The organism is Amycolatopsis acididurans, assembly GCF_012328925.1.
Classification (GTDB): Bacteria; Actinomycetota; Actinomycetes; order Mycobacteriales; family Pseudonocardiaceae; genus Amycolatopsis_E; species Amycolatopsis_E acididurans.
Map to the genome: position 1 here is coordinate 126377 of NZ_JAAXLS010000004.1, position 26391 is coordinate 152767.

28 protein-coding genes and 1 riboswitch are annotated in these 26391 nt (G+C 69.2%); of the genes, 14 read left to right on the forward strand and 14 right to left on the reverse strand.

The window, feature by feature from the left end:
- The first annotated feature begins 41 nt into the window (after nucleotides 1–41).
- From HFP15_RS08985 to HFP15_RS09000, 4 genes are all read left to right on the forward strand, one after another.
- Entirely contained in the window at nucleotides 42–1154 is a 1113-nt protein-coding gene (locus HFP15_RS08985) for an NDMA-dependent alcohol dehydrogenase (protein WP_168513530.1), read from the forward strand.
- A gap of 302 nt (nucleotides 1155–1456) precedes the next feature.
- On the forward strand, nucleotides 1457–3781 hold the full coding sequence (locus HFP15_RS08990; RefSeq protein ID WP_168513532.1) for a molybdopterin cofactor-binding domain-containing protein: 2325 nt from the start codon (nucleotides 1457–1459) through the stop codon (nucleotides 3779–3781).
- Nucleotides 3782–3886: 105 nt separating this feature from the next.
- Entirely contained in the window at nucleotides 3887–4363 is a 477-nt protein-coding gene (locus HFP15_RS08995) for a (2Fe-2S)-binding protein (protein WP_168513534.1), read from the forward strand.
- A 142-nt stretch (nucleotides 4364–4505) separates the two neighbouring features.
- The gene (locus HFP15_RS09000) at nucleotides 4506–5708 is read left to right on the forward strand and encodes a PucR family transcriptional regulator (protein ID WP_168513536.1); all 1203 of its coding nucleotides are present in this window, start codon (nucleotides 4506–4508) and stop codon (nucleotides 5706–5708) included.
- A 5-nt stretch (nucleotides 5709–5713) separates the two neighbouring features.
- Here the strand turns inward: HFP15_RS09000 and HFP15_RS09005 are convergent, their stop codons facing one another.
- Nucleotides 5714–5977, reverse strand: coding sequence for a DUF4235 domain-containing protein (locus tag HFP15_RS09005; RefSeq protein ID WP_168513539.1), 264 nt, complete (start codon nucleotides 5975–5977; stop codon nucleotides 5714–5716).
- Between the two features lie 130 nt (nucleotides 5978–6107).
- Here HFP15_RS09005 and HFP15_RS09010 point away from each other — a divergent pair, with 130 nt between their 5' ends.
- The 4 genes from HFP15_RS09010 to HFP15_RS09025 all read left to right on the forward strand — a co-directional run bounded on the left by HFP15_RS09010 (nucleotide 6108) and on the right by HFP15_RS09025 (nucleotide 8888).
- Nucleotides 6108–6476 (forward strand): cold-shock protein, encoded by a 369-nt coding sequence (locus HFP15_RS09010; RefSeq protein ID WP_312871518.1) that lies wholly within the window; start codon nucleotides 6108–6110, stop codon nucleotides 6474–6476.
- A 62-nt stretch (nucleotides 6477–6538) separates the two neighbouring features.
- A complete protein-coding gene (locus HFP15_RS09015) occupies nucleotides 6539–7729 on the forward strand; it encodes a zinc-dependent alcohol dehydrogenase (protein ID WP_168513952.1) in 1191 nt (396 codons plus the stop codon).
- Nucleotides 7730–7794: 65 nt separating this feature from the next.
- Nucleotides 7795–8256: an SRPBCC family protein gene (locus tag HFP15_RS09020; protein WP_168513541.1), complete on the forward strand. Its 462-nt coding sequence runs from the start codon at nucleotides 7795–7797 to the stop codon at nucleotides 8254–8256.
- Nucleotides 8256–8888: a UdgX family uracil-DNA binding protein gene (locus tag HFP15_RS09025; RefSeq protein WP_168513543.1), complete on the forward strand. Its 633-nt coding sequence runs from the start codon at nucleotides 8256–8258 to the stop codon at nucleotides 8886–8888. Before HFP15_RS09020 ends, HFP15_RS09025 begins: the two co-directional genes overlap by 1 nt.
- Here the strand turns inward: HFP15_RS09025 and HFP15_RS09030 are convergent.
- The 3 genes from HFP15_RS09030 to HFP15_RS09040 are packed head-to-tail and all read right to left on the reverse strand — an operon-like array spanning nucleotide 8885 to nucleotide 11458.
- Nucleotides 8885–9943 (reverse strand): DUF2332 domain-containing protein, encoded by a 1059-nt coding sequence (locus HFP15_RS09030; protein ID WP_168513545.1) that lies wholly within the window; start codon nucleotides 9941–9943, stop codon nucleotides 8885–8887. The genes HFP15_RS09025 and HFP15_RS09030 overlap by 4 nt on opposite strands.
- Nucleotides 9936–11036, reverse strand: a complete 1101-nt coding sequence (locus tag HFP15_RS09035) for a glycosyltransferase (protein WP_312871519.1) — start codon at nucleotides 11034–11036, stop codon at nucleotides 9936–9938. The genes HFP15_RS09030 and HFP15_RS09035 overlap by 8 nt, the downstream gene beginning before the upstream one ends.
- Complete coding sequence (locus HFP15_RS09040; protein WP_210716991.1) at nucleotides 11033–11458, reverse strand: MarR family winged helix-turn-helix transcriptional regulator; 426 nt, start codon at nucleotides 11456–11458, stop codon at nucleotides 11033–11035. The genes HFP15_RS09035 and HFP15_RS09040 overlap by 4 nt, the downstream gene beginning before the upstream one ends.
- A 107-nt stretch (nucleotides 11459–11565) precedes the next feature.
- On the opposite strand from HFP15_RS09040, the gene HFP15_RS43825 reads away from it, so the two are divergent.
- On the forward strand, nucleotides 11566–12309 hold the full coding sequence (locus HFP15_RS43825) for a DUF4440 domain-containing protein (protein WP_312871520.1): 744 nt from the start codon (nucleotides 11566–11568) through the stop codon (nucleotides 12307–12309).
- 2 nt (nucleotides 12310–12311) lie between these two features.
- Nucleotides 12312–13154: a TIGR03560 family F420-dependent LLM class oxidoreductase gene (locus HFP15_RS09050; protein ID WP_168513549.1), complete on the forward strand. Its 843-nt coding sequence runs from the start codon at nucleotides 12312–12314 to the stop codon at nucleotides 13152–13154.
- Between the two features lie 24 nt (nucleotides 13155–13178).
- Here the strand turns inward: HFP15_RS09050 and HFP15_RS09055 are convergent, their stop codons facing one another.
- Nucleotides 13179–13742, reverse strand: a complete 564-nt coding sequence (locus HFP15_RS09055) for a hemerythrin domain-containing protein (RefSeq protein WP_168513551.1) — start codon at nucleotides 13740–13742, stop codon at nucleotides 13179–13181.
- An 86-nt stretch (nucleotides 13743–13828) separates the two neighbouring features.
- A riboswitch (ZMP/ZTP riboswitch) is annotated at nucleotides 13829–13912 on the forward strand.
- Nucleotides 13913–13929: 17 nt separating this feature from the next.
- Between HFP15_RS09055 and HFP15_RS09060 the strand changes: the two genes are divergently transcribed.
- Nucleotides 13930–14781 (forward strand): bifunctional 5,10-methylenetetrahydrofolate dehydrogenase/5,10-methenyltetrahydrofolate cyclohydrolase, encoded by an 852-nt coding sequence (locus HFP15_RS09060; protein ID WP_168513553.1) that lies wholly within the window; start codon nucleotides 13930–13932, stop codon nucleotides 14779–14781.
- Here the strand turns inward: HFP15_RS09060 and HFP15_RS09065 are convergent.
- The 4 genes from HFP15_RS09065 to HFP15_RS09080 all read right to left on the reverse strand — a co-directional run bounded on the left by HFP15_RS09065 (nucleotide 14710) and on the right by HFP15_RS09080 (nucleotide 20267).
- On the reverse strand, nucleotides 14710–16005 hold the full coding sequence (locus HFP15_RS09065; protein WP_168513555.1) for a cytochrome P450: 1296 nt from the start codon (nucleotides 16003–16005) through the stop codon (nucleotides 14710–14712). The two genes, HFP15_RS09060 and HFP15_RS09065, sit on opposite strands and share 72 nt — an antisense overlap.
- Nucleotides 16002–16871 carry an alpha/beta hydrolase gene (locus HFP15_RS09070; RefSeq protein WP_246271540.1) on the reverse strand — a complete coding sequence of 290 codons (870 nt, stop codon included), beginning with the start codon at nucleotides 16869–16871 and terminating at the stop codon, nucleotides 16002–16004. The genes HFP15_RS09065 and HFP15_RS09070 overlap by 4 nt, the downstream gene beginning before the upstream one ends.
- Nucleotides 16872–16952: 81 nt before the next feature.
- The gene (locus HFP15_RS09075; RefSeq protein WP_168513557.1) at nucleotides 16953–18977 is read right to left on the reverse strand and encodes a CocE/NonD family hydrolase; all 2025 of its coding nucleotides are present in this window, start codon (nucleotides 18975–18977) and stop codon (nucleotides 16953–16955) included.
- Nucleotides 18978–18983: 6 nt separating this feature from the next.
- Entirely contained in the window at nucleotides 18984–20267 is a 1284-nt protein-coding gene (locus HFP15_RS09080) for an ATP-grasp domain-containing protein (RefSeq protein ID WP_168513559.1), read from the reverse strand.
- A gap of 62 nt (nucleotides 20268–20329) precedes the next feature.
- Here HFP15_RS09080 and HFP15_RS43830 point away from each other — a divergent pair, with 62 nt between their 5' ends.
- Genes HFP15_RS43830 through HFP15_RS09095 form a run of 3 tightly spaced genes read left to right on the forward strand, consistent with a single transcriptional unit; the run spans nucleotide 20330 to nucleotide 23927 of the window.
- Nucleotides 20330–21415: a DNA polymerase ligase N-terminal domain-containing protein gene (locus tag HFP15_RS43830; RefSeq protein WP_168513561.1), complete on the forward strand. Its 1086-nt coding sequence runs from the start codon at nucleotides 20330–20332 to the stop codon at nucleotides 21413–21415.
- A 40-nt stretch (nucleotides 21416–21455) separates the two neighbouring features.
- Nucleotides 21456–22937: an FAD-dependent oxidoreductase gene (locus HFP15_RS09090; protein ID WP_168513564.1), complete on the forward strand. Its 1482-nt coding sequence runs from the start codon at nucleotides 21456–21458 to the stop codon at nucleotides 22935–22937.
- 12 nt (nucleotides 22938–22949) lie between these two features.
- Nucleotides 22950–23927, forward strand: a complete 978-nt coding sequence (locus HFP15_RS09095; protein WP_168513566.1) for an iron-containing redox enzyme family protein — start codon at nucleotides 22950–22952, stop codon at nucleotides 23925–23927.
- On the opposite strand, the gene HFP15_RS09100 is transcribed toward HFP15_RS09095, so the two are convergent.
- The 5 genes from HFP15_RS09100 to HFP15_RS09120 are packed head-to-tail and all read right to left on the reverse strand — an operon-like array spanning nucleotide 23897 to nucleotide 26333.
- Nucleotides 23897–24049 carry a CDGSH iron-sulfur domain-containing protein gene (locus HFP15_RS09100; RefSeq protein WP_168513960.1) on the reverse strand — a complete coding sequence of 51 codons (153 nt, stop codon included), beginning with the start codon at nucleotides 24047–24049 and terminating at the stop codon, nucleotides 23897–23899. The two genes, HFP15_RS09095 and HFP15_RS09100, sit on opposite strands and share 31 nt — an antisense overlap.
- A gap of 34 nt (nucleotides 24050–24083) precedes the next feature.
- Nucleotides 24084–24740, reverse strand: a complete 657-nt coding sequence (locus HFP15_RS09105) for a methyltransferase (protein ID WP_168513568.1) — start codon at nucleotides 24738–24740, stop codon at nucleotides 24084–24086.
- 28 nt (nucleotides 24741–24768) lie between these two features.
- Nucleotides 24769–25764 (reverse strand): DNA topoisomerase IB, encoded by a 996-nt coding sequence (locus tag HFP15_RS09110; RefSeq protein WP_168513570.1) that lies wholly within the window; start codon nucleotides 25762–25764, stop codon nucleotides 24769–24771.
- Nucleotides 25764–25958 carry a DUF2795 domain-containing protein gene (locus HFP15_RS09115; protein WP_168513572.1) on the reverse strand — a complete coding sequence of 65 codons (195 nt, stop codon included), beginning with the start codon at nucleotides 25956–25958 and terminating at the stop codon, nucleotides 25764–25766. Before HFP15_RS09115 ends, HFP15_RS09110 begins: the two co-directional genes overlap by 1 nt.
- A gap of 39 nt (nucleotides 25959–25997) precedes the next feature.
- On the reverse strand, nucleotides 25998–26333 hold the full coding sequence (locus HFP15_RS09120; RefSeq protein WP_168513574.1) for an STAS domain-containing protein: 336 nt from the start codon (nucleotides 26331–26333) through the stop codon (nucleotides 25998–26000).
- Nucleotides 26334–26391 lie beyond the last annotated feature (58 nt).

Genomic DNA, 26391 nt, shown 5'->3' on the forward strand with positions numbered 1-26391 from the left:
GTCCGCGCCTGCGACCCACGTCACAAAGAGGTGATCCGGCAGTGAAGACGAAAGCCGCTGTCCTGCACGACGCTCACAAGCCGTTCGAGATCGAAGAACTCGAACTCGACGGCCCGCGCGACGGCGAGGTCCTGATCAAGTACACCGCAGCCGGGCTTTGCCACTCGGACCTGCACCTGATCGACAACGACCTGGTACCGCGCTTCCCCATCATCGGCGGCCACGAGGGCGCCGGCGTGATCGAGGACGTCGGCCCCGGCGTCACCAAGGTCAAGCCCGGCGACCATGTGGTCTGCAGCTTCATCCCCAACTGCGGAACCTGCCGCTACTGCGCCACCGGCCGCTCCAACCTGTGCGACATGGGCGCCACCATCCTCGACGGCGGGATGCCCGACGGCACCTTCCGCTTCCACCGCGGCGGCACCGACTACGGCGCCATGTGCATGCTCGGCACGTTCGCCGAGCGGGCCACCATCTCCCAGCACTCGGTCGTCAAGGTGGACGAGTCGCTGCCGCTGGAGACGGCCGTGCTGGTCGGCTGCGGCGTGCCCACCGGCTGGGGCACGGCCAACTACGCGGGCGGTGTCCGCGCCGGCGACACCGTCGTCATCTACGGGATCGGCGGTATCGGCATCAACGCGGTGCAGGGCGCCGCGCACGCCGGGGCGGCCAACGTGATCGTGGTCGACCCGGTGGCGTTCAAGCGCGACACGGCGATGAAGCTCGGCGCGACGCACGCCTACGCCAGTGCCGACGAGGCCGCCGCGAAGATCGTCGAGCTGACCTACGGGCAGATGGCCGACCAGGCGCTGATCACCGTCGGCACCGTGGAGGAGCAGGTCGTCACCGACGCCTTCAACGCCGTCGGCAAGGGCGGCGTCGTGGTCATCACCGGCCTGGCGAACCCGGAGAAGCTGACCGTGCACCTCTCCGGCGGCGTGATGACGCTGTTCGAGAAGACGGTCAAGGGCACGCTGTTCGGGTCGGCCAACCCGCAGTACGACATCGTGCGCCTGCTCCGGCTGTACCAGGCGGGGCACGTCAAGCTCGACGAGCTGGTGACCCGGCGGTACACGCTGGAGCAGGTCAACGAGGGCTACCAGGACCTGCGCGACGGCAAGAACATCCGCGGCGTGATCACGCACGGAGCCTGACCCGCACGGGCGAGACCTGAGGGACCCCCTCGTGGCGCTGTGAGCCACGAGGGGGTCCCTCACGTCATTCCGGCGTCACCCGACGCCGAGGTTGCACAACGTTTGGCTGTGGTGGCGTCACATTTTTGTGGCACGTTGGTGTTACCTCGTGACAGAACTTACGGGACACTGCTACAGATCGTTGACCTTTAACGAGCGTCCTCCTTATCGTGACCGCGGTCATAGCCCGAGGACGCGCTGTTGGCCTGGCTGATCCTCGCGCGTTGACCTTTCCCGGTTCCGCATTCCTGAGAGGACAGTCGATGGCGAATCACCGTCGATCGCCGCTGCACAGCCTGGAGGACTCGGGCGGTGTGCAGCGACGCCGTTTCCTCGGCTACCTGCTTGCCGCCCCCACGCTCGCTGTCGCCGCCCAGATCGGTTTGGACAGTGCGAGCCCCGGTGTCGCGAGCGCGGCGATCCCTTCCCCACCAGAGCCTTCGGATCTGTTCGATCTCGGTGACGCGCTCACCGCGGCGGCGATGCCGACCTCCAACCTGATCGTGATCCAGATGAACCGGGACGGCACCGCGTCCTTCGCCGTGCCGCGCGCCGAGGTGGGGCAGGGCATCACCACCACCATGGCGATGCTGATCGCGGACGAGATGGACCTGCCGCTGGACAAGGTGCACGTCACGCTCGCCGACGCGCGCCCGGAACTGCTGTTCAACCAGCTCACCGGTGGCTCGAACTCGGTGCGCTCGCTCTACCAGCCGGTACGCACCGCGGCGGCGGTCGCGCGCGCCAGGCTGCTGAGCACGGCCGCGAAGCAATGGGGCGTGCAACCGTCCTCTTTGTCCGTCCAAAACGGCGTGATCTCCTCGCGCAACGGCAAGCAGGCGACCTACGGCTCGCTGGCCGAGGCCGCCGCGAGCAGCCGCACCGAGCAGGTCGCCGCGCAGCCGAAGGCCGCGAACACGTTCAAGATCGTCGGTACGCCGCAGAACCGGATCGACGCCCGTGACGCCGTGACCGGCCGCAAGCAGTTCACCATGGACCTGCAGGTCCCCGGCGCGAAGCCGACCATGGTGTGCCGCCCGCCGACGATCAACGGCACCGTCAAGTCCGTGCAGAACCTGGCGCAGGTCAAGGCGATGCCCGGGATCACCGACGTCGTCGTGATCTCCAGCGGGGTCGCGGTGCGGGGCGAGACGATCACGCACTGCACGGACGCCGTGCGCGCCCTCAAGGTCAACTGGGGCCCCGGCTCGGTGGACGGCGAGTCCGACGACACGGTGCTGCAGAAGCTGCGTGCGGCCACGCTGCCGATGGCGGTGCCGCCGGTGCTGACCAACTCGATGGACGGCGAGTTCGTGTTCGCCTTCTCCAGCAACAGCGCGCTGGAGACCAACTGCGCGGTCGCCGACGTGCGGCCGGACCGGGCCGAGATCTGGTCCGGGCTCAAGGCGCCGATCACCACGCAGGAGGACGTCGCCACGATGTGCGGCCTGCCGGTGAACGCGGTGAAGGTGCACGTCATGCAGGGTGGCGGTTCCTTCGGCCGCAAGCTCTTCGGTGACGCGGCGCTGGAGGCCGCCGAGATCTCGAAGAAGATCGGCAAGCCGGTCAAGCTGATGTGGCACCGCACCGACGACTTCCGGCACGGCCGCGCGCACCCGATGTCGCTGTCCCGGATCAGGGTGAACTACGCCGCGGGCAACGTGGTCAGCTACGAGCAGCGGCACACCAGCTCGTCCACCGAATGGGACCACGGCCTCGGCGAGATCCTCACCTCGGTCGCGGCCAAGCTGCCCCCGGGCCAGATGGGCTTCTCCCAGACGGTGTTCGACCTGTCCCAGTCGGTGCCCTACAACTTCGGTGTCACCACGCAGCTGCTCAACGAGGTGACGCTGGGGTTCCACACCGGCAGCATGCGCAACGTGTACTCGCCGAACGTGACCTGCGCCCGCGAGCTGATGGTGGACCAGCTGGCCGCGAAGTTCGGGCAGGACCCGCTGGAGTTCCGGCTGTCGTTCATCAAGGAGGAACGGTTCCGCGCGGCGCTGAAGAAGGTCGCCGAGGTCGGGCAGTGGGGCCGCAAGATGCCGGCGGGCACGGCGCAGGCCATCGCCTTCCACTCGGAGTACAAGAGCTGCAGCGCGGTGCTGATGGAGATCGACTGCCGTCCGCAGACGGTCAACCGCAAGATCCGCGAGGCGGTCACCGGCCCGCGCATCACCAAGGCGGTCATGGCCGTGGACGCGGGGCTGCCGATCAACCCCAAGGGCCTCGAGGCACAGATGCTGGGCTGCATCAACGACGGCATCGGCCTCGCGCTGACCGAGAGCCTGCACATCGACAAGGGGCTGCCGCTGGAGGGCAGCTGGGACAACTTCTTCTACACCCGGCAGTGGAACACGCCGCCGGACACGCAGGTCATCGTGATGCCGCCGAACGGGGAGCCGGGCGGTGCCGGGGAGCTGGGCGTCGCCAGCTCGTTCGCGGCCGCCGCGTGTGCCTACGGGCGGGCGATGGGCAAGATGCCGACGATGTTCCCGATCAACCACGGCACCTTGAGCTTCGAGCCGCTGCCGCGCGTTCCGTCCATTCCCGACTCGCCGACCGACGGCCTGAAGTACGCGTATTAGGGCAATGCTCGTAAGCGGCGGAGCCGCTTGCTGTGAGGACGGCGGCGGGCACCGCTGCGGGCACCGCCACGCAACCCACACTCAAACAGTCTCTAGGAGCTTTTCGTGTCTAAACACTCGTTCATCCTCAACGGCAAGCAGGTCACGGTGGACACGGAGGACAACGTGCGCCTGCTGTGGGTGCTGCGTGACCTGCTCGGCGTCACCGGCCCCAAGTACGGGTGCGGGCTCGACGTCTGCAAGGCCTGCACCAGCCACATCAACGGCAAGGCGTTCAACCCCTGCTCGGTGCAGGTGTCCGACATCAAGCCGACCGACGAGATCACCACGATCGAGGGTCTGGAGGACCCGAAGACCGGCCAGCTGCACCCGATGCAGGAGGCGTGGCTGGAGCACGACGTCGCGCAGTGCGGCTACTGCCAGCCGGGCCAGATCATGGCGGCGATCGCGAAGGTCCGGCAGGCCAAGTCCGAAGGCCACGAGATCGGCGACTCGGACTTCGACGAGATCCGCAACATCTGCCGGTGCGGTACCTATCACCGGATCAGGGAAGCCATCAAGAGCGCGGCCACAAAGATGTAATTCCGCATCAGCGGCAGGAAAGCCCCGCAATCTCCGTGGTTGCGGGGCTTTCTGCTGCCAGCGCGCCAAGTGTCGCTGAGTCGTGTTAGATGACCACTTCAGGGCCTCGACGAGGAGGACCGGAAGCGACACGGTGAGGGAAATGCGGTATCAGGGTGCCGAGCCCGCCGTGGCGGAACTGGCCGCCGCGGTGTGGGCGCGGATGCCGGACATGATCGAATCCACGTACGCCAAGATCATCGACGAGATGGCGGTCTATCGCGACGAAACGTTCGTGTCCCATCGGGACCTGTGGGTCTCCTGCGACTCGAATCTGTCTTTTCTGTTGCGGGCACTGGAAAAACCGGAACCGCCGGATTTGTCCAAAGCGGCCGAAACCGGCCGGGAGCGTGCTCGGCAGGGTGCGCCACTGCCGGAGATGCTGCGGGCCTTCCGGATCGGCTTCACCGAGGTGTGGCAACGGTTCGTGGACTTCGGCGGGGACGACACCGCGACGGTCGTGGTGGCCACGCGGGCGATCTGGGCCCTGATGGACGACTACATCGAGGTGCTCACCACGACCTACCGGCAGACGCTCGCGGAGATCACCCGGCGTGACCACGAGCGCAGGCTGGCGCTGGTGGAGGCGCTGTTCGCGGGCGGCACCGCTACCGAGGGCACGCTGTGGGACATCGCACGCGTACTGGACCTCAATCTCGACGGCACGTTCCTCGTGGTGGCCGCGGAAACCCCGAGCCTGGGCCGGGAACCGTTGCCGGGTATGGAGAAAGCGCTGCGCGACCGGCATCACGCGTCGGCGTGGCGGCTCAGCCCGGACCTGCAGGTCGGTGTCGTGTCCCTGCGTGACCCGTCCGCGGCCGATCCGGTCATGAAGCTGCTCAAGGAAAACGCGACCGGCCGGATCGGGGTGAGCCCGGTGTTCACCGGCCTCGGCAACACCGCGCGCGCCCTGCATCTGGCGCGGGTGGCGCTGTCCAGCCTGATGCCGGGCACCCCGGGCATCGTGCAGTTCACCGAATCGCCGCTGGCGGGTCTGGTCGCGAGTGACCCGGAAGCGTCGGCGCAGCTGGCGCACCAGGTGCTACGGCCGGTGCTGGCGCTGCCCAGGGAGGACCGCAACGTGCTGCTGCTGACGCTGCGGGCGTGGTTCGACTGCGGCGGGTCCACGAAACTCACCGCCGAGCGCGTCTACTGCCACCCGAACACGGTGCGCCACCGGCTCAAACGGATCACCGAAGAGCTGGGCCGTTCGCTGTCGGATCCGGCCGACGTCGCGGAACTGGGCACCGCGCTGCGCGCGCTGTCCATGTTCCCCGACGCCGCGCACCTGCCCGCGGTCTCCTAGCGCGCTTACTTCTCGTCCAGCTTCCTGCCGGTCGTGCGCTCGTAGGCCTCGGCGCCGCCGCGGTCGACGGCCGCCTTGACGACGCCGAAGATCGCGCCCTGCAGCGCCGCCGCGAGCAGCACCTCGCGGATGGCGTGCTCGGTCGAGGTCGCCCTCGGTGCCTCGTCCTCACCGGAGATGGCCTTCCACGACTTCTTGAACACCGCACCCGCCAGTACCCCGCCGAGCGCGCTCACGATCATGCTGAGTGGCTTGTAGAGCAGCTTCATTCCCGCAGCGATACCCGTTCTGGCACGATTCACACGGCGCCGCCACCGTTGTGTGAACCTGTGCGAGGGAGTAAGTTGGCGCGATGTTGCGGGGCGGGGCACGCCCCAGATTCGATGACGGGGTTCGCTGGTGGTCACGGGTAAAGTCGTTCGTTTCGACGAGATTCGCGGTTATGGGTTCGTGACGCCGGACGGTGGCGGCGAGGACGTCTTCGTGCACGTCAACGACCTCGAAACGGACAAGCGGCTGATCGGCCCCGGCGCGGTCGTCGAGTTCACTGTGGAGGATGGCGAGCGCGGCCCCAAGGCGTCGAACGTCCGGGTGGTCCGCAACGCGCGCCCCGCCGAGGACTTCTTCGTGCCCGGCATGGAGTTCCGCGAGGAGCTGACCGAGGCGCTGCTGACCGGGGTGCCGAGCCTGACCGCCGAGCAGCTGCTGCGCGTCCGCAAGATCGTTCTCGACGTCGTGCACGACCGCGGCTGGCTCGACGAAGAGTAGGTTTGCCCGTTCTTCTCCCGGCTATCCGGCAAAACAGTTGCCGGATGAGGGAGAGGAAGACGATGAAAGCGGTCGCGTGGCACGGCAAACGCGATGTGCGGGTGGACACCGTGCCCGATCCGAAGATCGAACAGCCCACCGACGCCGTCGTTCGGATCACCTCGAGCGGGATCTGCGGCTCCGACCTGCACCTCTACGAGGTGCTCGGCGGCTTCCTGACCGAGGGTGACATCCTCGGGCACGAACCTATGGGTGTGGTCGAGGAAACCGGTTCACAGGCCGGGGATCTCAAACCGGGGGACCGGGTCGTGGTGCCGTTCAACATTTCGTGCGGGCACTGCTACATGTGTGCCGCCGGGTTGCAGACCCAGTGCGAGACCACGCAGGTGCGCGAGCACAACAAGGGCGCGGCGCTGTTCGGCTACACCAAGCTCTACGGCCAGGTTCCCGGCGGCCAGGCCGAATACCTCCGCGTGCCGCAGGCGCACTACGGTCCGATCAAGGTCCCGGACGGGCCGCCGGACGACCGCTTCGTCTACCTGTCCGACGTCGTGCCCACGGCGTGGCAGGCGGTGGAGTACGCGGGAATTCCGGACAACGGCAGTGTCGTGGTCTTCGGCCTCGGGCCGATCGGTCAGATGTGCTGCCGGATCGCGCAGCATCGCGGCGCGGGCAAGGTGATCGGCGTCGACCTGGTGCCCGAACGGCTCACGCTCGCGGCGCGCTACGGCGTGACGACGCTGGACGTACGCGATCACCGCGACATTCCCGGCGCGGTAAGGGAACTGACCAGTGGCCGCGGTGCCGATTCGGTGATCGACGCGGTCGGCATGGAGGCGCACGGCGCCCCGGTCGGCAAGCTGGCGCAGCAACTGGCCGGCATGCTGCCCGGCCCGCTCGCCGCGAAGGTGACCGAAAAGGCCGGCATCGACCGGCTCAGCGTGCTGTACGAGGCGATCCACACGGTGCGCCGAGGCGGCACCATCTCGCTGTCCGGCGTCTACGGCGGAATGCTCGATCCGATGCCGATGATGGAGCTGTTCGACAAGCAGATCCAGCTGCGGATGGGGCAGGCCAACGTGCGGCGCTGGATCGGCGACGTGCTGCCGCTGGTGCAGCAGGAATCCGATCCGCTCGGGGTCGAGGACCTCGCCACCCACCACCTGCCGCTGGAGCAGGCGCCCGAGGCGTACCGGATGTTCCAGGAGAAGCGCGACGGCGCGGTGAAGGTGCTTCTCAAGCCCGCCGCCTGACGTGTAAACGCCCTCGCGTGAGGTACCCGGAAAGCGGAACGCAGAAGGGAGAGTCGAGGAGAACAATGAGCACCATCACCGAATCCGTAGACGTCGATGTGCCGGTGCATACCGCATACAACCAGTGGACGCAGTTCGAGTCCTTCCCCGAATTCATGGAAGGTGTCGAGCAGATCCGCCAGCTGGACGACAGGCATCTGCACTGGGTGACCAAGGTCGGTGGCGTGCAGCGTGAGTTCGACGCGACGATCACCGAGCAGCACCCGGACGAGCGGGTGGCGTGGCGCTCCGACAGCGGGCCGAATCACGCCGGTGTCATCACGTTCCACCGCATCGACGACGGGAAGACGCGAGTCACCGCGCAGATGGACATCGACCCGGAGGGCTTCGTGGAGAACGTCGCCGACAAGCTCGGCGTGCTCGACCACCGCGTCAACGCTGACATGAAGCGGTTCAAGCGGTTCATCGAGGACCGTGGCCAGGAGACCGGTGCCTGGCGCGGCGACGTCGACCGTCCCGGCCACTGATGCCGGCTACGGCCAAGCGGGACGCCTCCCCGTTCGTGCCGGACAGCCACGAGCTGTCCCGGCTGCGGGAGGCGTCCCTTCGCTGTGCCGGCTGCGATCTGTACCAGGACGCGACGCAGACCGTTTTCGGTGCCGGCCCGGCGAACGCGCGCGTGCTGATGCTGGGGGAGCAGCCCGGCGACCGTGAGGACCGCGAGGGTGAACCGTTCGTCGGGCCCGCCGGGCGTCTGCTCGACCGGGCACTGGCCGAGGCGGGGATCGACCGCGACGAGGTCTACGTGACCAACGCGGTGAAGCATTTCAAGTTCGTGCGCGCGGAACGGGGAAAGCAGCGCATCCACAAGAAACCTTCGCGCGGCGAGGTGGTCGCGTGCCGCCCGTGGCTGCTCGCGGAGCTGGACTCGGTACGACCGGAACTGGTCGTGCTACTGGGCGCGACGGCGGCGCAGTCGTTGATGGGGCCCTCGTTCCGGGTGACCGCGCACCGCGGGGAGCGGCTCGACGCGCCCGGGGAGTTCGACGGCCGTCCGGAGTGGGTGGTGCCGACCGTGCACCCGTCTTCGGTGCTGCGGGCTCCGGACCGGGACGACGCCTATGCCGCGCTGGTGGCGGATTTGCGGGCGGCCGCTTAGGGTTTCGCGAGCCAGGCCAGCATGCGGCCCTTCGACCAGCAGCGGCCGAGGGCCTGCGCGTGCATCGTCGAGTGGCCGAACACGGCCAGGCCGATGATGCTGTGGCCGGAGGCGTGGCGATCGCCCATCGTCGGGATCGACGGCGCGACACCGACTCCCTCCGCCGACACCCAGGCGACCGGCCGGTGCGTCGCCGCCTGATCGAGGCGGTGCAGGAAGCGCAGGCGGCCTTCGAGCGGGAGACGCGACAACGCCCAGGTCGTGGTGACGACGGGCAGGGCGCTCTCGGGCACGCGGGCGAAGGCGTCCGGCAGCGTCTCGACGATGTCACCTCGCAGCAGCAGCGCAGGTTCCGCCGCCGCCAGCGCCAGTTCCGCTTCGAGCCTGGCGGCCCGGTCCCGCTGGTCCGGCCACACGCACGCACGCAGCCACCGGGCCTCGTCGGCGTCGGTCACGTCGACCGGATCGCTGTCGACGCCGATCCGGGCGAGGACCTCGGGTATCGCGCGCGCCGGGACGGGCCGCTCACCCACGACCGAAGCCGACAGCCGCACCGGAGACGAAGGATCGCCCAGCGATTGCCCGTTGCTGTAGTCGATACCGGCGCGATCGACGGTGAGATTGAGTGCGGCCGGGCAGCCCACGTCGATCAGGCCGATGGCGTTCGTGCCCACGCGGTGCGCCGCCTCCGCTATCGCCGGATACAACACCGCGCCGTGCCCGGTCTCGTCGGGACGTGGCCGCCGGTGCGCGGCGATGTCCACCACCTCGCCGGTCAGCTTCAGCAACGTTTCGATCGCCGCACCGGCGGCCGCTTCGGCGTTTCCGGCCGCGTAGGCCCCGGCCAGTGCCGGAGCGCGTCCGGCGAGGGCGAGATCGTGCAGAGCGGCGAGGATCACGGCGGGCTGCCGCTTGCGTGCGGGTGCCGTCTCGATGGCGCGCAACGCTTCGCCGGACTCGCTCACGGCGATGGAGACGCGTTCGTACAACGTTCCGGCGGCCTCGCCCTCGCCAAAGCGCCGGTACGCCTGCGCGAGCGTGCGCGGGCTACTCATAGTGCCTGCCTTTCCAGCGCGCCCCGCGCCCCAGCCAGTGCCGCCGCGCCGAGTCGACGGTCATCGCGGTGTAGAGAAAAGCCGTCAGCGGCAACAGCAAACCCGACGCACGCGGCCGGCGATAGTAGCGGGCCATCGGCACGAAGGTCGCCGCCATCAGCAGCCACGCCAGCGCGGCGGGCCAGGAGAAGGCCGCGAGCGCCGGTGGAGCCAGGAACACCACGGCCATCCCGAGCACGGTCCCGGCGAGCAGCAAGGGCGAATGGCGAAGCTGGGTGTAGGCGCTGCGCGCGACCATGTGCCACAGATCCGCGAGTCTCGGGTATGGACGGACACTGTGGACGGTCTCGGCGAGCCCGAGCCAGATCCGGCCGCCCGCCGATTTCACCAGGCGTGCCAACGCCACGTCGTCGATGACCGCACCACGGATCGCCGCGATACCACCAGCTTCCTCCAGGACCGTTCGTCGCACGAGGACACAGCCGCCTGCGGCCGCGGCGGTGCGTGCCCGGGGACTGTTGACGCGCCGGAACGGGTACAGCATCGCGAAGAAGTACACGAACGCGGGCACGATCAGCCGTTCCCACGCGGTTTCCGCGCGCAGCAACGCCATCTGCGACACGAGATCGCGGCCACCCTCGGCGGCCATCACGAGGTCTTCCAGCGTGCCGGGTCCGTGTGCGATGTCCGCGTCGGTGAACAGCAGGTAGTCCACCGCGCCCGCCTCGGCGACGCCGTGCGCCACCGCCCACAGCTTTCCGGTCCAGCCCGCCGGTGGCTCGCCCGGAGTGGACACGGTCAGCGGCAGACCGGCGCTCGCGGCCAGCCCGCGAGCGAGATCTCCGGTGCCGTCGCCGCTGTTGTCGTCGACGAGGATCACCCGCGCCTGTCCCGGGTACCGCTGTGCGAGCAGGGTCGGCAGGGTCGTGGGCAGCACCTCCGCCTCGTCGCGTGCGGGCACGACGACGGCGACGGAGGGCCACCGCCGGGGCGGCACGAGCGGAGGCAGTCGCTGGTCGGTGCGCCAGAACCAGCCGTGGCACACCGCGAGCCCGGACCACACCGCTAGCATGATCCAGCCCGCGACGGTCACGCACCCTCCCGCGGTGCGGTCACGTTGGCCTGCAACCGGGTCAGCAGTTTCTCCAGCGTCTCCAGTTCGTCCTCGGTGAAACCCTCGCGCAGGCGCTCGTCGTGCGCCTGCGCGGCGGTGGCCAGGCGGTGGAACATCTCCTCCCCCTGACCGGTCAGCCGGACCTGGTGCACGCGCCGGTTCTCCGGATCGCGGGTGCGCGTGATGAGGCCGTCCCGTTCCATCCCGTTGAGGTGGTGGGTCAGGGTCGCGCCCTGGATGCCCACCGCGGCGGCGATCTCGCGCTGGCTGGCCATCGCCTGTGTCTTGAGGGTGAGCAGCACCAGCCACACCGGGCTGGAACCGCCGGCGGCGGCGAGCGTGTCGTCGAAGGCACGGCCGACGGTCTTGGCGGTGTTCGCGAGCCGCAACCCGATGGGCATCCTGCTGGGTTTTCGCACGCCGTTGATCGTACAGCATCAAAGGGTTTGACATAGAACGATTCGATATCTAACGTTTGAGGTGTTCCCGCTCACCACAGGAGGAGACCATGACCACCACCCACGACCAGGTGCTCGAACTCGGACAGCGCTGGGCGGAGGCCGAGCGGCGCGGCGACACGGTCGGCCTGGACGCCCTCACCACGGAGGACTTCACGCTGGTCGGGCCGCTGGGCTTCGTGCTGACCAAGCCGGTCTGGCTCGAGCGCTACCGCAACGGCGGGCTCGTCACGCACTCGCTCGCCTGGGACGAGACCACGGTGCGCGACTACGGCGACACGGCGGTCGTCGTCGGGCGCCACACGCAGCGCGCCGAATACCGGGGCACGCCCGCGGACGGCAGTTTCCGCGCCACGCACGTCGTGGTCCGGCGGGACGGGCGGTGGCTGCTGGCCGGCATCCAGCTGAGCCCGATCGCGCCGCCCGCCCGCAGGACCGAGTTGAACCACACGATCGTTCACGCCAGAGACAGGGCCGCGTCCGCCCGGTTCCTCGCCGGAATCCTCGGCGTCGAGGTCGGGCAGCCGATGGGCCCGTTCGTCCCGGTCCAGCTGAGCAACGGCGTGACGCTCGACTTCATGGACGCGCCTTCCGTGCACAGCCAGCACTACGCGTTCCTGATCGGCGAGGACGACTTCGACGCGGCATTCGCCCGCATCCGCGAGGCGGGCCTGCGGTACTGGGCCGATCCGCTACACCGGGAGGAAGGCGAGATCAACCACTGGGGCGGCGGCCGCGGCGTGTACTTCACCGACCCCGACGGGCACAACCTGGAACTGCTGACGAAGGCGTGATCATGAGATACAGCGTCACGGTCACCGACTACCGCTGGCCCGATCCCTCCGTCCACCTTGGACATATCGCCGCATCGGCCGACGAGTCCGGTGTGGACACGCTGTGGGTCGCCGACCACCTGCTGCAGGCCGACCCGCATCACGGCACCGGAGATCCGATGCTCGAAGCCTGCACGACACTCGGTTTCCTGGCCGCGCGCACGAAACGGGTAGGACTGGGCACCATGGTGACCGCGGCGACGTTCCGGCCGCCGGCGGTCACCGTCAAGGCCACGACCACGCTCGACGTGCTCTCCGGCGGACGGGCCTGGTTCGGCATCGGCGCCGGCCACGACGAGAGCGAAGCACGGGCGATGGGGCTGCCCTTTCCCGCGACCGCGGAGCGGTTCGAGCGCATGGAGGAAATCGTGCGCATCGCGCTGCACATGTGGTCAGGCGAGGAAAGCCCGTTCGAGGGCAGGCATTACCGGTTGGAGAACCCCGTCAGCAGCCCGCGACCGGCGCGGCGTCCGCCGATCCTGATCGGCGGAACGGGCGAACGCAAGACGCTGCGAATGGTGGCGCAATACGCCGACGCGTGCAACTTCTTCGACATTCCCGACGGGGGCAGGACGATCAAGCACAAGCTCGCGGTGCTGGCGCGGCACTGCGACGATCTCGGCCGGAATTACGCCGAGATCGAGAAGACCGTCAGCACCAGGCTGTTTCCCGGCGAGACCGCGAGGGCGTTCGCCGATCGTTGCGCCCGGTTCGCCGATCTCGGGATCGGCCACGTGGTCGTGCTGAGCCCCGAGCCGTGGACCGAGCAGGGCGTGGCGCTGGTAGGGGCGGCGGGGAGCCGCTGACCGGGCTCCCCGCCGCCGTCACCGCTAGTCCTTGTTCTTGCTGAGCGCGTCCCGCATGCGGTCGATCAGGCCCGCCCCGGCGTCGAGAATCAGGTTGGCCGGCGGACGGTCCGGAGCACCCGGATGCGGCCGCGTCGGCGCGAACCGCTTGGCGCGCATCACCTTCTCGCCGAGATCGCGCAGGTCTTCCGGGGAGCAGGCGCGCTGCAGCTTCGGCAGCAGGTCCTTCTCCTCGTCCTCGACGTGATGGCGGACGTCCTTCATCAGCTGCCGCAGGAGTTCCTCGAAGCGCGGTTCCGTCGCCGGAACCTCCTCGAGCTGCTTCATCACCTGCTCGGCCTCGGAGTGCTCCTGGATCTCGTGGTCGGCGAGCTGGTCGCCGTTGTCCAGGTAGCGGCGGGCCGCCGGGTACATGAACTGCTCCTCGGCCACGGAATGGCGGACCAGTTCGGTGATCACGTGGTCGGCGAGCTGCCTGCGATGGTCGGGCGTGCCGTGCCCCGACTCCAGCTCGACGAAGACCTCCTCCACCGCCCGGTGGTCGGAGGTGATGACGGAAATGAGATCCGCTTGCTGCGTGGTGGTCATCGCGTCTCCGTTCGGGTGTTGCCGATGCTCAACCGATCCGGTACCCACGTAACGGTGGGGCTAATCGTGCTTCACCCGGTATCGTGGCATCGGGCCGTGACTGGCGCCTGAGGTGGAGCACCACCGGGAAGCGGCCCCAGCCGACCGTGCCGCGCGCCTGGGCGATCCGACGCCCGAAGGAGCGCCCATGGCCCTCATGTCCGGCACCGCGCTGGCCCGCGAGATCCTCGACGACGCGGCGCGCCGCGCCCGCGCCCGCACCGGCCGCAAACCCTGCCTCGCGACCGTGCTCGCCGGCGACGATCCCGCGTCGGTCACCTACGTGCGGATGAAGCAGAAGCGTTGCGCCGCCACCGGAATCGACTCCCGGCACGTCGCGCTGCCCGCCTCGGCAACCACGCGCGAACTGGTCGCCGCCATCACCGAACTCGGCGAAGACGAGGCCGTCGACGGGATCCTGTTGCAGCACCCCGTGCCGCGCCACATCGACGAGCGCGCCGCGTTCGAGGCGATTCCGCCCGGCAAGGACGTCGACGGCGTCACGATGCACTCGTTCGCCGCGATGGCGTTCGGGCTGCCCGGGTTCGTCTCGTGCACCCCGGGCGGCATCGTGCGGCTGCTCGACGCCCACGGCGTCGACCCGGCGGGCCAGCGCGCCGTCGTCATCGGCCGCAGCCCGATCCTCGGCAAGCCCGCCGCGATGCTGCTGCTCGCCCGCGACGCGACCGTCACCGTATGCCATTCGCGCACCGCGAATCTGGCCGAGCACGTGCGCCAGGCCGACATCGTGGTCGCGGCCGTGGGCAAACCGGAGTTCGTGCGCGGGGACTGGATCAAACCCGGTGCCGTCGTGGTCGACGCCGGATACAACCCCGGCAACGTCGGCGACGTCGAGTTCGACCAAGCGCGTCAGCGGGCCTCGCTCATCACGCCGGTGCCCGGCGGGGTCGGCCCGGTGACGATCGCGCTACTGCTGGAGCAGACCGTCGCGGCCGCGAACGGAGAAGGCCAGCCCGAAATTGTCCAAAGTGGCCGGTAATGGACGGCTGGCGCCGAGCCGCTGACCGGAGGTGAGCTGGAACTCCCTGCCCCGTAACAGTTCCGCGAGCAGGCAGCTGGTCACCGTCAGCACGAGGTTGCGCGCGGGACACTCGCCGGGCCCGGCGCTGAAGGGCACCAGGGCCGGGTTGCCCTGCGCGCGCCCGTCCAGCCAGATGTCCGGCGCGAAACTGTGCGCGTAGGGCAGGTTCTCGTCGTCGCGGTGGAAGAACGGCGTGAAGATCAGCAGAGCGGTCCCGGCCGCCATCGAGTCCGTTTCCTTCGTGGCATCACGCAGGATCACCGGCGTCGTCGGCCACAGCCGTACCGTGTCGAGCACGCAGGCCCGCAGGTACGGCAGATCCGGCGCGGACGCGACCTCCTCCAGCGCCCGGTGCCGCTGCTCCGGGTGGGTGGCCAGCAGCGCCAGCGCCCGCAACGCCACCATGCCCGCCGCGTCGAACGCGAACAACCAGTGCCCGACCTGGCTGACCGCGTCGATGTCCGGCGACGGCGCTGCGCCGGCGATGGTTCCGGCGAGGCTGTCGGCCTCGGCGCGTTCCAGGTGGCCGTGCAGCCGTTCCATGACGCGCCGCCGCAGCGCCTTCCGCGGCGGCGCGAGGTAGGACCAGTTCGCCGCGAGCCGCAGCCGGGCGAGCAGATCCGTGGTCACGTTGTCGTCGCGTGCCCCGTCGCCGAGGGTGATCCGCCGGACGAGCCGCCACCACACGACGGCGAACTGGTCCCAGTCCAGCGAGCCGCGTTCCGGCAGCGACGCGACCTCCTCGCGGATCTTGGCCAGCACCACCGGCGTGAGATGGTGCAACCGGTCCTGGGTCTGCAGCACCCGTTCGTTGAAGTCGCGCCGCCGCTCGCGTTCGGCGCCTTCGGAGATCAGCACACCGTGGGGCTGGAACTGGGCCAGCGCCGCACGCTTTTCCAGGTTCGCGGGGCTGAACGGCTCCGGTGTCCCGTCGAGCACCCGGCCCACGTCGTGCCGGGACATCACGACCGCCAGCGACCGGCCGGGGATGGGCAGCCGCAGCGGTTCGGTGCCGTAGCGGGACCGGAACGTCTGCATCATCCGCACCGCCGAGCTGTCGGCCTGCGTCCGCTCCAGCAGCCCCATCACCCGCCGGCGCCGCTTGATGACCCCGCCCGCGACCGTGGGCAGCGCCACCGCGGCCGCGAACTTCAGCGCGTCCGCGCGGCTCGCGGTGTTCATCGGCCGCGCTCCCTCGTCACCAGGTCCGCGATACGGTCGGTCGCCCGTTGTGCCTCCGGGATGGTGGCGAGCACCCACGCGTGGAACATGCCCTCGTACTCCCGGTATTCGAGCGGCACGTGTTCGGCCTCGGCCTTCGTCCGCAGCCGCCGCGCGTCGGAGAGCAGGACGTCCCGCGTGCCGACGAACACGGTGAGCGCGCCGAGCCCGTGCAGGTTGCCGTTGATGGGGCTCACCAGCGGGTCGCTGGGATCCAGCGCGCCCGCGTACAGCCTTCCGGCCTCCAGTAGCCCCGGAATGCCCAGGTAGGGGTCCTTTTTGTCGTACTCGCGCTGCATCGGATCGGACATCGTGATGTCCAGCCACGGCGAGAGCAGCACGATCTCCTGCGGCTGCGGCCGGCCTTCCTCACGGAGCTGACGGGCGAGCACGAGGGACAGCCCGCCGCCGGCCGAGTCGCCCATCACGATCTGGTCGTGCGGTGCGACCTCGCCGAGTTTTTCCTTGTACGCGGCCAGGATCATCGTGATCGTCTGGTCGTAGCGGTGGTTCGGCGCGAGCGGGTACAGCGGCGCGGTGACCGTGCAGCCGGTGCGTTTGACCAGCCGCCCGAGGAACTTCCAGTGATCCTTCTGGATCTGGTGCACGTAAGCGCCGCCGTGGAAGTACAGCACGTGCCGCGACGACCGCCCGTGCGGCGGCCGGATGGTGTAGACCGGCCGTCCGAGGATCTCGTCGCGTTCGACCTCCAGACCCGATCGTGCCGAGGCCGGTGGCACGGCGTCGTCCGGTCGCTGCCGCGGGGCGAGGCTCTGATGGAGCTTTCCCACGTCGGCGAAGGTCTGCTTACGCCGCGTCAACCGCATCGACGCGATCATCGCTTTCCCACGCAGGCTTGGCTTCACCGCACCCGGCTACCCTCGCTCCTGCTCCGGCAAACTCGGCGGTCACACGTGGTCACGGGGGAAGGCGTAGCGCCAGTTACGGGCGAACGCGCGGTGCGGGCCCTCGTACCCGTCCAGCCGCGCGTGCAGCACGAACTCGTCCTTCGTGCAGGTCAGCAGGATCTGGGTGTCGGTGCGGGCCTCCCAGTCACCGCGGGAGAACGTGATCGACCAGTCCGTCTTGCCGTTGGCCGAGGCGAAGTCGTCGGCCTGCGAGACGTAGCGCTCGTACGCCCGCCGCGACACCGTCAGATCGATGTCGTCGAAGCGGACCGTCCCGGAATCCTTGAGGATCTCCAGCGCTGATTCGTAGGCCACCAAATCACGCGAGACGTTCCAGCGCTGCTCACCGGATTCGAGCTGGGTGGTCGAAATCGGTTCGCAGCCCTCGGGTTCGCCGAACAGGTTCGGCGGCACGTCGTCGTCCTCGCCGGTCGGGCGCACCGGCAGCGTGAGCTTGCTGGTCCCGGTGTACACGGTGAGCAACGCCGCTTCCGGTGGCGGCCAGGCGAGCGGCCAGTACGACGTGGACAGCGACAACCGGATCCGGTGCCCCGGCGGGAACGCCTGCGCGACCCCGTTGAGCGTCATCCGCACGCGGTAGCGTTTGCCGGGTTCCAGCGGCGCCGGATTGTCGTGGCCGCCGCGGTGGGTGAGATTGAGCAGGCCGTAGGTCACGCGGGTCGCGCGCCCGTCCGGGGCGACGTCCGACAGCCGCGCGGCCACCATCGCGACCGGTTTGTCCGCCGACACCTCCAGCTCCAGCTCCGGAGCACCTAGGATCTCGCACGTCTCGGTCAGCTCGTCGGTGTCGAACACCAGCGAACCGCCGTCCTCCTCGCGCTGGTCGTAGGGCAGGTCCGGCGGGGCGTTGTAGGAGGCCCACTTCCCGGCGAACTGGCCGACCGACAGCGGCGATTCGACGTTCAGCGCGACCTCGCCGACGTCCTCGCCGGGCCGGGCGATCCGGTGCCGTGCCAGCGCATGCGTCGTCGGGCCGAGGTGCGGCGACGGCCAGACCGGCTCGCCGACCCACCGGCCGGGACGGTCCTCATAGGACGTCGACGGCGGCACGCTGTCCTGCATCCAGGCCAGCAGCATCGGGCCGTCCATGACCCCGTTCTCCTCGTCCTTGAGCCAGTGGTCCCACCACCGCACGACCTTCTGCAGGTAGCCGATCGCCGGTCCCGGCTCGCCCAGATGCGGGTACTTGTGCGACCACGGCCCGATCAGGCCCTTGCGCGGCACGTCGAGGTTGGCCAGCAGCCTGGTGACGGCGTTGGAGTAGCCGTCGGCCCAGCCGCTGGACGCGAGCACCGGGACCTGGACGTCGGAGTAGGTCTCGCACACCGACGCGTGCAGCCAGTAGTCGTCGCGGCGCTGATGACGCAGCCATTCGTCGACCCACGGGCCCGCGGCCTCGATCCGCTCCTGCCACATCTCGCGCCATTTCTCGCCGACCAGCGCGGGATCGGGCGGAAGCGTGCTGTAGGCGAACATCGTGCCCGCCTCGGCGAGGTTGTCCGTGAGCATGCAGCCGCCCATGTAGTGGAAGTCGTCGGAGTAGCGGTCGTCGGTGAAGGACGAGATGACGATCGCACGCAGGCTCGCCGGTTTCCGCGCCGCGATCTGGAGCGCGTTGAACCCGCCCCAGGAAATGCCCATCATCCCGGTTTTGCCGTCACACCAGGGCTGAGCCGCGATCCACTCCAGCACGTCCTCGCCGTCGAGCTGCTCCTGCTCGGTGTACTCGTCGACCAGCACGCCTTCCGACTCGCCCGTGCCGCGCAGGTCCACGCGCACGCACGCGTACCCGTGCCCGGCGAGATAGGGATGATGGATGGAGTCGCGCTCGGCGGTGAGATCCCTCTTGCGGTAGGGAATGTATTCACAGATCGCGGGCACCGGTGTGTCGTCGGACGACACCGGGCGCCAGATCCGCGCGGCGAGCCGCGTACCGTCGGACACCGGAATCCAGACGTGCTCCTCCTCGGTGATCTCGTACGGCAGTGCGCTGACCGCACGCATTGCTGATCAGACCTCCTCGAACTCGAATCGCAGACTGTCGATGGCCCGCTGGTACTTCTCCTTGACCTCGTCCTCGCTGTCCCCACCGGTGTAGACGAAGGCCAGCTCGTAGCTGTAGCTGTCCTGGGCATCCATATCGGACAGTCGCTGCCCTTCGGCGGGAACCAGGTCGACCTCCACGCCGGGAATGTCACGCGCCAGCTGCTCGAGCTCCTCCTCGGTGGGCAGCCTGCGCACGATCCCGTCGGCGAAGCGGCGGTAGTACCACTTCGCGCCGAACCGGTATTCTCCTTGCCCTCGCGGCATGTTCGGCTCGTTGCCAAGGCCCAGCTCGACCATGCAGTGGTGGTTGGGCACGCCGTCCACGAACTCGAACATCTCCGCGTGCGACTGCGAATGCCGGGCGTTGATCTCCAGCACGCACACGTCGGCGCTTTCGGGCACGACGAAGAACTCGACGGAGAACATGGAGTTGTCCAGCCCGGTTCCCTTGATGACCCGCTCGGAGACGTCGACGATCTTCTCGACGGCCTCGCGCGGCAGCTGAGACGGGTACTGGTGGCGCAGGAACGAGGAACTGTCCGGGTAGTTGATCGAGTCGAGCACCCCGTTGACCACGATGTGTCCGTTGTGGACGTATCCCTCACTGGCGGCCTGCACGCCCTGCATCGCCTCCTCGGCAAGGCACGCCAGCGCTCCCGTCTCGGCGATCTCGCGCGGCATCTCGAGGTCGCGCGCGTGGTCGAGCACCCACTGGAAGGGCTTGCCCACCCGCTCGATGCCTTCGCGGATCTTCTCGACGGCCTCGGCGAATCCCCGCTCGTCCTTGGCCTTGAACGCCAGTTCCGAGGAGAACGACTTGACCGGCTTGAGCCACATCGGGAAGTTCATGCCCCGCGGTGGCCGGTCGTCGCCGTCGAGGTCGACCAGCGCGAACTTCGGATGCGCGTCGGTCACCTTCTGCTGTTCCAGCCTGCTCCAGTACTTGTGCTCGCACCGGATGACGCCGTCCAGGTTCGGGCTCGGCAGTCCGTAGCGGTCGCACAGGATCGGCACCAGGCTGGTCACCGGGAAGTCCCAGTAGCCGACGATCGCGTCGATCCTGCCGTCGAACCGGTCGAGTTCGGCGACGGCCTTGTCCATCAGTTCGGCGATGGGGATCTCGCCTTCCTGGATTTCGGACACGGTGAGCAGGGGGTGGTAGCGATAGTGCTCCGCCCCCGGCACTCGTCTCAGGGTGCGCAGGTTCGCGTCCTCGAGGCCCACGACGAAGATGTTCTTGGTTTCCACGCCCCTTAAGATCCCCTCATCGAGGCGAGGTAAACACGCCCCCGCACGGGTACCCTGCGCGTGTGCCCGACCTCAGCGAGTACCGGCGGAAACGGGATCCCCAGCGGACCCCGGAGCCGGTGCCGGAGGAAGCGCCGCTGCCCAGCGGCCATGACGACGTGTTCGTGATCCAGGAGCACCACGCGCGGCGCCTGCACTGGGACGTGCGCCTCGAACGCGCGGGCGTGCTGGTTTCGTGGGCGGTGCCCAAGGGACTGCCCACGACACCGGACACTACCCGGCTGGCCGTGCACACCGAGGACCATCCGCTGGAGTACGCGAGCTTTTCCGGCGAGATCCCGGCCGGGGAGTACGGCGGCGGCACGATGACGATCTGGGATCGCGGCACCTACGAGACGCTGCACTGGAACGACCACAAGGTCGAGGTGCGGCTGTCCGGGACGAAGGTGCGCGGCACCTACCTGTTCGTCAACCGGCACAAGGACGGCGAGAAACGCGACTGGATCGTGCGGCGCGTGGACCCGCCGCAGCGCCGCGACTTCGCCGGGCTGCCCGAGTTCGTGCCGCCCATGCTGCCGCGCAAGGGCAGCCTGCCCGCCGACGACGAGGGCTGGGGGTATGAGTTCCTCTGGGAGGGGCAGCGCGCCCAGGCGCGCGTCGAAGGCGGCAGGCTGGTGCTGCGCGACGCCGAGGGTGACGAGATCACCGCGGCGTATCCGGAACTGCGCGGGCTCGGTGAGCAGCTCGGCGCGACGGAGGTGGTGCTCGACGGTGAGCTGATCGCGATGGACGGTGGCAGGCCCAGCGCGCACGCCCTGCGCGAACGCGCCTCGGCCGCCGACGCACGCCAGATCAAGCGGCTCGTGGCCCGGATTCCCGTGCTCTACCTGCCCTTCGACGTGCTGCACCTGGACGGCCGGTCCTGCCTGGACGAGCCGTACACACGGCGGCGGCAGCGGCTGCGGAAACTCAAGCTGGAGGGCGAGAGCTGGCGCGTGCCGCAGCACTACGCGGGCGGCGGCGCGGACGTGCTCGACGCGGCGCTGGCCAACGGGCTGCGCGGCATCACGGCGAAACGGCTGGACTCGCCCTACGTTCCCGGCCGCCGCAGCGACGACTGGCGCGTCATCACCCGCAAGCGACGGTAAGCGTCGTTTGGCGGGAGAGCGGTCCGGGCACTCCGTGGTCATGGACCTGCCCGCCCCGCTGTCCCTGTGGATCGACACCGCGCCCGCACCAGACCGGAGCAACCGGCCGCTGCCCGCGGAGGCGGACGTGGTCGTGATCGGCGCCGGTATCGCCGGGCTGACCACCGCGTTCCGGCTGGCCGCCGAGGGCCGTTCGGTCGTCGTGCTCGAGGCCGCGCGGGTCGCGAGTGGCGTGTCCGGCCACACGACGGCGAAAGTCAGCGCCCAGCACGCGCTCAAATACGCGCATCTGAAGTCCCGCAAGGGTCTCGACGCCGCCCGCCGCTACGGCCGCAGCCAGCTGGACGCGCTCGAATGGATCGCCACCACCGGCGCCGGGCTGGGCATCGACTGCTCCTTCGAGCGGCAGGACAGCTTCGTCTACGCCACCGGGCGCCGCGACCTCGGCCGGCTCGAACGCGAAGCCCAGGCGGCCCAGGAAGCCGGGATGCCGGCGAGTCTCGTCCGGGAGATCGAACTGCCGGTGCACGCCGTCGGCGCGGTGCGTTTCACGCGGCAGGCGCAGTTCCACCCGCGCCGCTGGCTGCTGGGGCTGGCCGAGGCGATCGAACGCCACGGTGGCGTGATCGTCGAACACGCGCCCGTGATCAAGGTCGACGAGCGCTCGGTGCCCGTCGTGCACACCACGCACGGCCGCGTCCGCGCTCGAGACGTGGTGGTGGCGACGCATTATCCGATCTTCGACCGCGGTTTGTTCTTCGCGCGCCTGGAACCGGTGCGCGATCTCGTCGTTGCGGGCGAGGGCCGGGGACCGTCGGGCATGTACCTGGACGCGAACACCCACCGCTCGGTGCGCTCCTACGACGGCAAGGTACTCGTCGGTGGTGCGCACTACCGCACCGGCGAACAGATCGACGTCGAAGCCCGCTACCGCTCGCTCGCCGAAGCGGCCGCCGGCCTCGGCATCACGAAGGTGAGCCACCGCTGGTCCGCGCACGACATGTCTACTTTGGACTCGATACCCTACGTCGGCCGGTACCATCCGGCGACGAAGCACCTGTGGGTCGCCACCGGCTTCGGTCAGTGGGGGATGACCGGCGGCACGGCGGCGGGCCTGTTGCTGGACAAGCTGATTCGCGGCGAGGAAAGCCCCTATGCCTCGCTGTTCGACCCCAACCGTTTCGATCTTCGTTCGTCCTTCACGCTGCTGAAGGACAATGCGACGGTCGCCAAGCACCTCGTCGGCGACCACGTTCGCGCCGCCACATCCACAGTGGACGACCTGGCGCCCGGCACGGGCGCGGTGCGGCGGCGCAACGGCGGCCAGTTCGCCGCGATCTATCAGGCCGAGGACGGACAGCGGCGCGAGGTCAGCGCACACTGCACGCATCTCGGTTGTCTCGTCGCGTTCAACAACGCCGAGAAAACCTGGGACTGCCCGTGCCACGGTTCGCGGTTCGGCACGGACGGCTCGGTGATCCAGGGCCCGGCCACGCGCCCGCTCCCGCCGCTGACGCACTGAGGGGTTCCCGATATGACCGCCGCACTCCCGCAACCGCGCGGGCCGCTGTCGCAAGCCCTCATCGACGCGCTGGGACGTGAGCGACCCGGCGAATTCCCCGAACCGGTCGGTGTCGCCGACGCCGACGCGTTCGGCGACGATCTGCAACTCGCCCTGTATTTGTGCTACGAGCTGCACTACCAGGGCTTCCACGGCGTGGACGCGGACTGGGAATGGGATTCCGGGCTCCTGCGGCTGCGCGCGGCGATGGAGCGGGTGTTCCTGGCCGGACTGCGCGCGGGCACGACCGGTGGGCAGGACGTCGAAGGAGAGCTCGACGAGCTGCTGGTCGACTCCGGTGGCGGTGTCAGCGGGTTCCTCGCCGACGATGCCGAATGGTGGCAGGTGTGCGAGTACTTCGCGCACCGCTCGATCTACCACCTCAAGGAGGCCGACCCGCACGCATGGGCGATTCCCCGGCTGCGCGGGCGCGCCAAGGCCGCGCTCGTCGCCGTCGAGTTCGACGAGTTCGGCGGCGGGCGTGCCGAACGCGTGCACGCCCAGCTGTACGAGGACGTGCTCGCCGCCGCCGGACTCGAAACCGGCTATCTGCATTACCTCGACCAGGCGCCCGCGTGCATGCTCGCGATCGTGAACCTCATGTCGGCCTTCGGCCTGCACCGTGGACTGCGCGGCGCGCTCGTCGGTCACTTCGGCACGGTGGAGATCACCAGCTCGCCGAGCGTCGCGAGAATCGATGCCGGACTCGAACGGCTGGGAGCGCCCGAGGCGTGCCGTGCCTTCTACCTGGAGCACATCGAGGCCGACGCCGTGCACGAGCAGGTCCTGCGCCGGGACGTGATCGGCGGCCTGCTGGAGTCCGAACCGGAACTGGCCGGGGACGTCGTGTTCGGTATCCAGGCGACAGGCCTGCTGGAGGACCGCTTCGCCGAGCACGTGCTGACGTCGTGGCGGGACGGTCAGACTTCCTTGCGTGCCTTGCGGCGGTGACTGGTGTCGCAGAAGGGATAGCGGCGGCTGCGCCGGCACGCGCACACCGCGACGACGAACCGGTCCGAGCAGACGGTCGAGCCGTCCGGGAGTTGGAGTTCCACCGGGCCCTCGATGAGCATCGGGCCGCCCCGCACCAGCCTGACCCTGCGCGCGTCAGCGTTCGACTCGGTCGGCACGGATCACCACCAGTTCCTCCTGCCGCTCACCGGGCTCGATGAGACCGGCGTCGGCGAGGTAGCCGGCGCGCTCCCGCATCACCGGGCCGAACGGCTCGATCGAGCGCGCCACAATGGACGACTTCAACCCCTTGTCGCGCAGGGACTCCACGGTGCGCAGCGCGCCGCAGACTCTGGAGTGGACCAGCAGCATGGTGCCGCCGGGGCTCAGCATGTCGAACGCGTTGTCGCACAACACGTTCAGGCAACGGCGGCCGTCCCAGCCCGCGTCCCAGGCCATCGCCGCACCGGGGGAGGGCGCGGCGGACGGGCAAGGCACGTATGGTGGATTGCTGAGCACGAGATCGAAGGGCGCGGCCTCGAGCGCGCTCGTCACGTCACCGTGCCGTACCCGCACCGGCAGCCGCCGCACCGCGGCATTGAACCGCGCGCTGAACACGGCAGGACGGTAGGCGTCCACGGCGAGCACTTCGCTCGCCCCGGCACGAGCTGCCGCGAGCGCGCCGATGCCGGACCCCGTACAGAGATCGGCCACCCTGGCACCTTCGCGTACCCGCGCGTCCCGCAACGCTCCCAGCAGCAATCGGGTGTCCGCTTGCGGGCGGTAGACCCCGGGCAGTCGCAGCAACCACACACCGCCCAGGTACCTCTTCCACGACAAGTCAAACGCGGGAAAGCATCCGCAGCACGGCCAGTTCGAGTTTCTCCCGGTCGGTTTCGGAGGAGATGCGGTCGAGATCGACCTCGATCGTGACGCCTTCTTCGTACGCTCGTGCGACCCGCGGGTCCACATAGGAGCGCTTCGCGACCGCAGGGGTGTTGCCCAGTTCTTCGGCGACCTCCCGCATCACGGCGGCTTGCGTACGTTTCAAGGCCCGTTTGGACTTCGCGGGCCCGGCGGCGGCGAACGCCGCGGCCGCGAGCACGGTCGCGTGCCAGGTGCGCAGATCCTTCGCGGTGAACTGCTCGCCGGCCAGTTCCTTGAACCTTTCGTTGATCTGGTCGGCGTGCAGTTCGTGCCAGCCGTCGCGTTGCCGGTACACGAGCAGGCGATCGCTGCCCGAACGGGCCCGGCGCAGCGACCTGATCACCGACGCGAGAGTCTCGTCGGTGATGCTGTGCGCGCGTTCGATGCCGCCCTTGGCCGTGTAGCGGAACACGATCGTTTCCCGCCGGATGCGGACGTCCTGCTTCAGCAGCGTCGCGGCACCCCGAGTGCCGTTCGCCTCGGCGTATTCCTCGCTGCCGGTACGGAAAACGCCCCGGTCGAGCATCCGCAGCGATGCGGCGAGCACACGCTCGCGGTTGAGGCCCCGGGTGTCCAGATCTTCGGCCACGCGCAGCCGCCACTCGGGCAGCCTCCGTGCGAGCTCCAGCACCCGCTCATGTTTTTCCTCGTCCCGTTCGCGGCGCCATTGCCGGTGGTAGATGTACTGGCGGCGACCCGCGTCGTCGACGCCGACGGCCTGGATATGGCAGTCGGGCCGCGCTGCGATCCAGACGTCGCGCCACGCGGGCGGGATGACCAGCTCGCGGATCCTACGGAGGGTGTCCTCCTCCTGCAGAGGCTCACCCTCCTGAGTGAAATACCGGAAACCACGACCGCACCGGCGACGGCTGATGCCCGGGCGCGACAGATCGCTTTTGGTCAGCCGCATCAGACGTTCTGCGCCAGCGCCGCGACGACCGCCTCGTACCCGGCGTAATGCTCATCGGGCAGGCAGCTCAGGTGGCCGAGGGTGGAGTCGTCGGCCCCGTGCGCCGCGGCCTGCCTGAGCAACTCCGCACGGTCACACGGAAAGTCCACATCGGACAGAAGCGCGCGCAGCCGTTCGTACTCGGGCATGTTCATGCCCCCGGGCATACCCCTGGCCGGTCAGGGCAAACGGGATCAGGCGGCCCGCGCGGCCCCGGTCAGCGGCAGGAGGTGCTCGCCGCCGGCGGCGAGCAGGACGCGCCGCACGGCCTGTGACTTCCCGACATCGACGCGCAGCCGCACGCCCGTCGCGTGGGCGGCCTCGGCGGCCTCCTGCAGTGCCTGCAACCCGGCGGCGGACATGAACGTGACATCGCCGACGTCGACGATCACGTCGTGCACGCCGGGCCTCAGCTGCTTGCCGAGCGCTTCGGCCAGGTCCAGGGCGGTGTGGGCGTCGAGCTCACCGGTGACGTAGACGATGGTCTCGCCGTCGGCTGTGCGACGCGAGAGTGCCAGTTCCTGGAGCATCGATCCTCCTTCCCCGAGGAAAGGCAGAGGCAGACAGGTCTGTCTTATCAAAGGACTT